Origin of the sequence: Aminipila sp. (assembly GCF_032051575.1) — a bacterium.
Taxonomy (GTDB): Bacteria; Bacillota; Clostridia; order Peptostreptococcales; family Anaerovoracaceae; genus Aminipila.
This window is the reverse complement of record NZ_DAMBYD010000023.1, coordinates 1-4,767: the sequence shown is the minus strand read 5'-3', so window position 1 is coordinate 4,767 and position 4,767 is coordinate 1. Positions and strand designations below refer to the sequence as shown.

Below are 4,767 nucleotides of genomic sequence, written 5' to 3'. Positions count from 1 at the left end.
GATAATGAAGAAATGACAGATAGTGCAGTTATGGTTTTGGATAGAGCTTTAGCTAATAGACGCCTTGTAGCCTATGGTGGCGAACTTAAAAAGATACATAAGTCGCTTAATCTTGATGATGTAGAAGATGGTGATTTAATTAATACTGGGAGTGATGAAGAGCTTAGAGAAGATATTGAATATGTATTGGAACGTTATAGATGGCATATTGGTTATAAGCAGTATTGCAAGCTTAAGTAATTTTTGTTAAGATTTTTATTAATTGGTAAAAAGAAATAATTAATAAAAATTTGGGTTTGAAGCCTGAAAAAGAACATTATGGATATATAGTTTTAGATAATATATAGCATAGTTATAATTTACGTTGGCATGATAAAAAGCTCACAACTGAGAATTTGCCTTGTTGTAAATTGCGAATATCATCACCTTATTATAGATCTATACCTTATGAAATAACTGTAAAAAAATATAGTCAATATTGAAAAGGAGAGAATGACATGGAGTTTATTATAAAATTTATAGATGGTATTGGTGAACTTCTTTGCTTGATTACTCCATTTACTTTAATTTGGGGTTTGGTAAATGCAATTAGACGTCCAAAATCAGAATATAAAATTTATTTAGTTATTGCAATTATAAGTGCATATTTGATTTTTATACCAATTATTTTTAATTGGATGTAAAATAATTGGTAATTTTACAAAATAGTAAAATTTATGATATAATTGTTAAGGAAAAATTGTAATTAAAAAGGGGGAGCTTTTATGAAAGTTTTTAAAACAATTATATCAAGCTTAATTTGTGCGACTTTGATTTGTTGTTCAGGATCAACAGTTTTTGCAGATGAAGCCAAAACACAAAGCAAAGAAGAGGTTAATACTCAAATAGAAAATTCATATGTAAAAAAGTTTTCTAACGTAAATGATGAAGCTAAGGCTGCTTATGAAAATGTAAAAAATAATGCTATAAGTATGGAGACAAGCACTCAGTATGTTAAAATGGATTTAGAAAACAATGAGGTAGTTGACATAGAAACAAATAGTCTATATAAGGCTGCCAATTCTACTCTTGGTAGTAGCAGTTCTGGAAATAGATATTCTTGGATTAAATTAACGTTAGAATCATATAATATGGGTGGTTCTAAATATTTATGTGCTGGATTTTATGAATGGTTACAGTTGCCATTTTTCTTTGGTAGTGATGTGATAGCATTAGGTCATGATTCTACTATGGGCTTTGATACATCATCTGCTTTTGGATTTAATCAATGTGAATATTTTGATTATAGTAATCGTGTACAAACTATAACAAATGGTTTTAGGTTTAAAGATGACCAAAGAAACACAGCTTCAAGTACAGTTGGTGTAGCATATAAATTTAATTTACCGAAATTATCCGAAAGAACTGCACAATTGGCTAGAACGCCAAAATATACGGGTGCTATTTATTGTAATGGCACATTAAATTCACGTAGTGGCAATATTCAAGTATCTTACGGACACAGTGAAGTAGCTATAACTACATCTTTAGGTGCTTGTTTAAAATGGAAACCAACAGGAGGAATTAATTTTAATGTCATAGGAACTCAAGATATCGCAACTCATGGTGCTGAAGTTAATTAATAAACATATTAGTTATTCAAAAAAATCAAAGGACTTCTAGTATTCATTTCTAAATGGATCTACTAGAAGTCTTTTCATTTTTGGCTAATACAACTTTATTAACGTCGAACCTTCAATTTTTCAGCATACTAATTACCATTAATCTAAACCTATAGACATTCACTACACTTTAATATCCTTCGGTTGAAAAGACAGTAATGAAATCAAGGTGGAGATTTTAAAATTTTCGTTGGATGCCATTCCTCTGTAAGAGGATCTAAGGCTGACATAAGAAAAATTTAAAATACTACCTTGATGGAATGAAGGGCACACACTGGAGTAATACCCAAACACCACGTGTTTTGGGGTTGGCTTCCGCAGGTGACGAAAGTTTTAGTTGAGGTTTTTTAAAACCTCATGGGTGAAGCGAAGCGAGGGCAAAGCCCTAAAATTCCATGTAATGGCACGTTTCTTGTTTACAAGAGTATAACGTGCTATACTCTTAATATAAAATATGGTTAAGAGTATTAAAATCGCAGAGGTGATATTAAGCATGGATTTTGCATGGAATACACAGAAAAATAATATGAGTGATATAAAGGGACTTGAAAAAGAGCAAGAGAGAGAAGGTAAAATTTCCAATGAAGAAATTAACCTGGATAAAACTCATTTAAATTATGATTTGGTTCAGAGCAGTTTAAATCTGTATCAAAGGGTGAAGAAAAGAATTGATGAAGTAAGATCAGTTTCAAGAATTCAGAAAAATTCTGTAGTTGATTACTCAAATATCATAACGGTACCTAAGGATCAGTTTGAAAAATGGGGTATAGATAAATCTAAGGAGTACTTAAAAGAGGTTTATAATTACTTCTGTAAAGAGTTTGGAGCAGAGAATGTTATATCTGCTAAAGTACATTTAGATGAAACTACACCACATATGCATCTACACTTTGTACCGGTTAATAAAGATAATGGGAAACTTCAAGCAAGAAGTGTAATGACACCAGGAAGAATAAATAAAATACATACAGATGCACCTAGTTATCTTCAAGAAAAAGGCTTTAATGTTACTAGGGGTACAGGTAAGACAGAAAAGAGTCTTGAAATTCACGAATTTAAGCTAGAAAAGATTAAGGATAATATAAAAACCCTTGAAAATAATTTAAAAGCCGTAGAGAGCGAATATGAAGCCGTAAAAGGCATTAAAAGTTGTATATGGAATATAGAACACCTTGAAGCTAAAAAAAGCTTTCTAGGGGGCAAAATAACGCTTTTAGAGAAGGATTATAATAAACTTGTAGGTTTAGCTAAACAAGGAGTTTATAATGCAGATAAAATTTGGGATTTAGAAAGAGAAAATAAAGAGTTAAAGAGTGAAAATAATAGTTTTAGAGAAAGCTCATATAAAATCAATAAAAATTTATCAGCTATTAGATCTGATAATACAAAATTGAAAAACACTATAAAAGAATTAAAAGAACAAGGTCAAGCTATGTTTGAGATACTTTCAAAACATAATCTTATTCCTGAAGCTACAGAACAATTGCATTGCATGAGGGAATCTCAAAAAATATCTAATAAAGTTTTAAAGAAATCTATGAATTTTGATATGGAAAGATAAAATTTAAGTGGGTTTCAAGTGGGCTAAAAGATGGGTTTTTAATGGGTTTTAGGTCCAAAATTAGGGGACACGACTTTGTTAGGCTTTGCCTAACTCCACAAATAATTTGGGGACATAAGTCCCTTATGCTCTTAAAAAAAATCTAAGACCGTTAAAACTTGTTTTTAGGTATATAAATTATTTATGATTTGGTTTATGTATTTAAAATAAATAGAGTCTTGCTACTTTCACTTTTAATATTAAATCTTAAAGTGATTTATAGATCTAAGTTTCACAAAAAAGTGTAATACACTTTTCGGTACAGTAAAAATAAATTAATATGCATTGAAATAAGTATTGAAAAAGGTATTGAAAAAGGCACAGATAAATGATTATTTAATAAAAATAAAAAAGTGTAATACAAAAAGTGTATTACACTTTTTTAGTGTAAAATTACTCAAAAAATGATCGAAAACCATTCAAAAATTGAAAATTGAAAATTGAGAGGCTGTAAAGCCTTGAAAACAGGGCGGTTAAGCCCTGTTTCTTCTTATATTTATACTATAGAAACAATTTCGATGTGTTAAAACACATGTTAGCCCTTGAATTTAAAGCATTTTAACCTTGTTGCAAGGGGTGGAAATTGACAATAAAAAAACCTAGTGTTAAAATTTAGTTGTTGAATCAAAATTTACACTAGGGATTTTTATACCCTTCTTTAGAAATCCCTAAAGAAAGGAGTCTTTTTTAAATTGTATAATAATCATAGCAAAGAAATAGAAAAAAATCAATTGGAAGTATTAACTGATAAAGATAAAAAAGGGAAAGAAAGACCTTGGAAAGATAAAAAAACAAAGACCTTGTTACTTGCAGAAAGTTATACAAGGCTTGGTATGAAGAAAGCTTATAGGGTTTTAGATTGTGGTTCATATTTAGAATTTAAAAGGTTTATATCAAGTGGTGAATTTAAGCTTAATGGAGCTAATTTTTGCAAAGTGAGGTTATGTCCAATGTGTTCATGGAGAAGGGAACTTAAAATATTTGCTCAAACTTCTAAAGTTATGGATAAAGCTCTTGAATTAAGAGACTATAGATTTATATTCTTAACTTTAACTTGTAGGAATGTAGAAGGCGAAGAACTATCAACCACCTTAGATAACTTATTTCATGCTTTTAAAAAATTAAGCGAAAGAAAAATAGTTAAAAAATCTATAGTTGGTTGGTTTAGAGCTTTGGAAGTAACTCATAATTTAGATGAATCATCAAAGGATTATGATACTTATCATCCTCACTTTCATATCATCTTGATGGTTAATAAAAGATACTTTAAGGATACAGAACTTTATATGTCGCAAGAAAAATGGACAAGCTTATGGAAAGAGAGTTTACAGGTAGATTATACTCCTGTAGTTGACGTAAGAGCTTTTAAAACTAGAACTAAAAGACAGATATCAAAATCTCTTGCTGAAACTGCAAAGTATACTGTTAAAGATAATGATTATTTAGTTTTAGATAATGAAGAAATGACAGATAGTGCAGTTATGGTTTTGGATAGAGCTTTAGCTA

General features: G+C 29.8%; 5 protein-coding genes. All 5 read left to right on the top strand.

Going from position 1 to position 4,767, the window contains the following annotated elements; genetic code table 11:
- On the top strand, positions 1–240 hold a 240-nt coding region (locus tag RTW14_RS18585; protein ID WP_312654306.1), incomplete at its 5' end, for a protein rep.
- 257 nt (positions 241–497) lie between these two features.
- Entirely contained in the window at positions 498–683 is a 186-nt protein-coding gene (locus RTW14_RS18580; protein ID WP_312654304.1) for a hypothetical protein, read from the top strand.
- An 81-nt stretch (positions 684–764) separates the two neighbouring features.
- On the top strand, positions 765–1,622 hold the full coding sequence (locus RTW14_RS18575; protein ID WP_312654302.1) for a hypothetical protein: 858 nt from the start codon (positions 765–767) through the stop codon (positions 1,620–1,622).
- Between the two features lie 532 nt (positions 1,623–2,154).
- Positions 2,155–3,222 (top strand): MobV family relaxase, encoded by a 1,068-nt coding sequence (gene mobV, locus RTW14_RS18570; RefSeq protein ID WP_312654300.1) that lies wholly within the window; start codon positions 2,155–2,157, stop codon positions 3,220–3,222.
- 731 nt (positions 3,223–3,953) lie between these two features.
- Positions 3,954–4,767 (top strand): protein rep (locus RTW14_RS18565; protein ID WP_312654298.1); only part of this gene is annotated, 814 nt, incomplete at its 3' end.

Bases quoted from the DNA above. Each gene is read 5' to 3' on its own strand.
- RTW14_RS18580 (WP_312654304.1), top strand. From the start codon at position 498: ATGGAGTTTATTATAAAATTTATAGATGGTATTGGTGAACTTCTTTGC.
- RTW14_RS18575 (WP_312654302.1), top strand. From the start codon at position 765: ATGAAAGTTTTTAAAACAATTATATCAAGCTTAATTTGTGCGACTTTG.
- mobV (WP_312654300.1), top strand. From the start codon at position 2,155: ATGGATTTTGCATGGAATACACAGAAAAATAATATGAGTGATATAAAG.